The organism is uncultured Campylobacter sp., from assembly GCF_938045535.1.
Classification (GTDB): domain Bacteria; phylum Campylobacterota; class Campylobacteria; order Campylobacterales; family Campylobacteraceae; genus Campylobacter_B.
Genome location: NZ_CALIMQ010000055.1, coordinates 1 through 2,696, shown reverse-complemented (window position 1 = coordinate 2,696; position 2,696 = coordinate 1). Strand labels below are relative to the sequence as shown.

Here is a 2,696-nt window from a genome sequence, read left to right as displayed (position 1 = left end):
AAATATGGATTTTGGTAAAATTTAAGGCTCGGCGGAGCTTAATACCCCTTGATTTGAGCCTAAGTTAAAGAGAGCCGATTTTAAATAGAAAATTTGCGCTTTGCCAAGGTTTTGAAATTAAAATTTGACCGAATTTGCCTCGCCGAAGCGCTTGATCGACGAAGGCGCCAAATTTGATAGACATGCGATAAAAAGCGTATTTATCCTCGCTATTTGATTTAAATTTAGCCCCGTAAAGGGGCTAAATTCACGCTTATTTGTCCCCTAGCGGCCAGTAGACAATCGGTTTGTCTCCGAGTCTTGCTTCGCCGTGATACATGCCGAGCTTATCTTTCGTCCATGCAAAGCCCGTGTGTCCGTGCTTATCGATCGAGATGATGCCTCCGCTACCGCCGAGCGCTTTGACCTGAGCTATTGCATCTTCGGCTGCTTTTTGCACGTCTTGCGTTTTGTATTTATAAAGAGCCGAGACCTCGTGCGCGGCGTTTACGCGCATGTAGATGTCGCCCGTGCCGGTGCAAGAAACCGCCACCGAGTCGTTGTCGGCGTAGGTTCCCGAGCCGATTATCGGGCTATCGCCGATGCGGCCGGTCATTTTATTGGTCATGCCGCCGGTGCTGGTCGCTGCGGCTAGGTTGCCGTTTTTATCCAGCGCGATCGCGCCCACGGTGCCAAGATACGGGCGCTCGTGCAAATTTAACGACGTCTTTTTTACCTTTTCGCTATCAAGTAGCAGCTTTTGTTTCTCTTTGGCCTTTTGCAGCGCGTCGTATCTAAACTGCGTGAAAAAATACTTCTGATCCACCATCTCTAGGCCGTTTTCTTTAGCAAGCTTGTCGGCTCCCTCGCCGGCGACTAGCGTATGCCACGTCTTATCCATCACGAGCCTGGCGCCTAGGATAGGGTTTTTGATATGCCGCGCCATAGCGACCGCGCCCGCTTTTTTGGTCGAGCCGTCCATGATCGAGGCATCAAGCTCGTTAAATCCGTCGGCGGTAAATACCGCGCCCTTGCCCGCGTTAAAATTCGGATCGTCCTCAAGCACCATTATCGCCGCCGTTACGGCATCCATCGCGCTGCCGCCTTTTTCAAGCACGGCTTGACCCGCTAAAAGCGCTTTTTTCATCGGCTCTTCGCGGATTTTAAATTCCTCTTTGGTTAGATCAAGCCCGCTGGTGCCGCCGTGAATGACGATAACCGGGCTAAATTTCTCCTGCGCATTCGCAACCGTTAGCCCGAGCAGGACCAAACTTGCCGCCATAAAAACGGTCTTTGAGAGTGAAAAGTGCTTCATATCTCATCCTTTCGAAAAAATTGCAGAATTTCTAAGAAATGATATAACTTTGCGCTTTTCGTTTTGCTTAATCAAATGCGAATTTGGCTGAATCTAAATCTAATGCTTTGAGCTTAGGATTAAGCTTTCACTGTCAAATTTAACGCGACTCAATTTGTAGCACAATCTGATAGGTCGATTTAAATTTTATAATTTTGAGTTTGAGCGTTAGTAAAATTTAATTACCGCAGCTCAATAAATTTCAACCGCGCGTCATAAAATTTTTAGCGCGCGGTCGTATTTTAAACGGCGCTATACGAGCAAGCAGGCTCAAGCACGCACCCGCAGGCAAAGCAGGCTTTAAATTAAAAGCCTCAAGCTCGCCGTGCGCGATCATTTAGTGTTGCGTCGGAACCGACGCCAATATATTTTGACGGCTCAATCGCAGCTTTTTTCTCCGCGGCAAAGGCGCGCCAGGTCGTATTTTAGCAGCACCAAGCCAAGGCCTAGCAAGAAAAGGTCTTTAAAGATAAAGCCGTCGATCTTGCCCAGCTGAGGCAGTAGGCTGAGCGTGCTCAGCGCCATGACGATCACGATGAGATCGCCCACGATGCCCGCCTTCGGCTTGAAAAAGCCCGCGATGAGCGAGAGATAACCCACGGTCTCCACCACGCCCAAAAAATAGCTCGCGCCGGCGTCCCCGAGCGCTGAGGGCAAAAACGAAAGCCACGTCTGCGAAAAAAGCGGCCTTAAAGCCTCCTCCTCAAACTCAAACCACTTGTAGTTGCCCATCACGGCAAGCACGATGATAACGGAAAGTCTGGCGAATATAATATCCGCGTCGCCTGCGACAAATTTTTTTACGATCTCCCTCATACGGCTCCTTTGTAAATTGTGTAGCGATATGATAGCGAGCTTGCGTGTAGGCTACGTGAAGGGGCGAAATTTCAAATTCCAAATTCCTCGGCTTCACGAAATTCTGTCCCTCCACAAAATTCCGTGGCTCTGCGAAATTTGAAATTCCATACCTCGCGCCTTAAAATTTTAGCGCGCGCATCGTATGATTTAACGTGCGCGCCGTAAAATTTCAGCGTGCATACAAAATTTTAAAATTCGCACCTAAATTTAAGCTATAATCGCTTCAAATTTCAAGGAGCCGCAAATGCTAAAATCATATCCTCTTGTGATGCAGGGCGTGGAGTTTCGCGGACACGGCGTGACGGGCATTTACGAGATGGACGAGCGGATAGCCTTCGTCCATTTCGCCTTTGCGGCCCCTAGCGAGCAAAACATCGCCGCGAAGCTAACGCCGAGTTATGTACTGCTAGATACGTTTTCGCGCGATTTTAGCGGGCACAAAAGATCAGTACTCGCCTACGAACAGCGCGAAATTTTCTCTGCCGCCTCCGCGCTTTGTTACCCA

At 49.0% G+C, this 2,696-nt stretch carries 2 protein-coding genes and 1 pseudogene; 1 reads left to right on the top strand and 2 read right to left on the bottom strand.

Going from position 1 to position 2,696, the window contains the following annotated elements; all coding sequences use genetic code 11:
• Positions 1–253: 253 nt before the first annotated feature.
• Positions 254–1,294, bottom strand: a complete 1,041-nt coding sequence (locus tag Q0095_RS02060) for an isoaspartyl peptidase/L-asparaginase family protein (RefSeq protein WP_297880902.1) — start codon at positions 1,292–1,294, stop codon at positions 254–256.
• Positions 1,295–1,711: 417 nt separating this feature from the next.
• Positions 1,712–2,149, bottom strand: a complete 438-nt coding sequence (locus Q0095_RS02055; protein ID WP_297880900.1) for a DUF417 family protein — start codon at positions 2,147–2,149, stop codon at positions 1,712–1,714.
• Positions 2,150–2,435: 286 nt separating this feature from the next.
• On the opposite strand from Q0095_RS02055, the pseudogene Q0095_RS02050 reads away from it, so the two are divergent.
• Positions 2,436–2,696: pseudogene (locus Q0095_RS02050) on the top strand (dehydrogenase); the annotation flags it as partial.

Excerpts from the sequence above, each read along its gene's own strand:
- Q0095_RS02055 (WP_297880900.1), bottom strand. The coding sequence starts at position 2,149 with ATGAGGGAGATCGTAAAAAAATTTGTCGCAGGCGACGCGGATATTATA.
- Q0095_RS02060 (WP_297880902.1), bottom strand. The coding sequence starts at position 1,294 with ATGAAGCACTTTTCACTCTCAAAGACCGTTTTTATGGCGGCAAGTTTG.